This window comes from Dialister sp. (assembly GCF_036343215.1).
Lineage (GTDB): Bacteria > Bacillota > Negativicutes > Veillonellales > Dialisteraceae > Dialister.
Window position 1 is genome coordinate 1 of record NZ_JAZASU010000232.1, and the last position, 1082, is coordinate 1082.

The following is a 1082-nucleotide window of genomic DNA, read 5'->3' on the forward strand; positions in this document are numbered from 1 at the left end:
AGAAACTGAAAAGTATTTTACGGATTATATGAATACCCGGAGTGATGATGCCTTTCAGCATTTTCGGATTTCCATGGCCAACATGAAGGAAATGACAGATCAGATTCAAGCGGAGGTTACCGGAAATCCGGCAAGTCTTTTGGACCGGGAGATCTATTACCTGTCCGCCTCGTATTATGCGATGGCTGAACGAAGCATCAAGATGAAACAGCAGTATGACGGGGGCTATCGTCAGTACTACCGGGAAGCGACGAATATCCATACCTATATACTAAAGGCGCTGCGAAGATTGAATACCCTGCGTTTTCAGAAGAATTCCGTCCGATATGAATCTGCACTGGATTCCCTGCAGAAGCTGGAGGCATATATCCTGGTGGTCCTGATTTTGACGGCCGGCATGGAGTTTCTTCTTCTCTATGATTTCCTTAATGCGGTGGTTAAACCGCTACAGGTTCTATCCATGAAGGCAAAGGAAATCGAAAGCGGAAACATGGATGTCGACATCCCGGAAACGACAGCCGGAGATGAAGTCGGTGTCCTTACCCGTGCGTTTGCAAGCATGATGAAGAGTGTCCGCGCCGGAATAGAAGAAATACGTAGCAGTGCAAAAAGAGAGCTTGCCTTGAAAGAGAAAGAGCTTATGACAGAAAATCTTCTTAAGGATGCAAAGTTACGGTATTATCAAGCACAAATCAGTCCGCATTTTCTTTTTAACACATTAAATGCCGGTCAGCAGCTTGCCATGATGGAAGGGGCGGAAAGAACTTATATTTTTATCAACAACACCGCTGAATTTTTCCGCGGTCAGCTGCATGGGGCCGGACAGGATTCGACCATCGGCCAGGAAATCGAGCTGATCGATCATTATATGTATATCATGAATGTCCGTTTCAGCGGAGAATATCACCTTGTGAAAAGGATCCAGGATAAGATGCTTTCGATCCGCTTCCCCGGTATGATCCTGCAGCCGATTGTTGAAAATGCAATTCATTATGCCTTTCCTGAGGATGAAGATGAAGCGTCATCCGTAGAGCAGGAAAAAAAGATTACGATTACGGCTGTACCAGAAGGAAATGAATGCA

1 protein-coding gene is annotated in these 1082 nt (G+C 45.5%); it reads left to right on the forward strand.

Features of this window, described 5'->3' with window-relative positions; all coding sequences use genetic code 11:
• A partial coding sequence (locus tag VZT47_RS10775; RefSeq protein ID WP_330224924.1) for a sensor histidine kinase occupies window positions 1-1082 on the forward strand: 1082 nt, incomplete at both ends.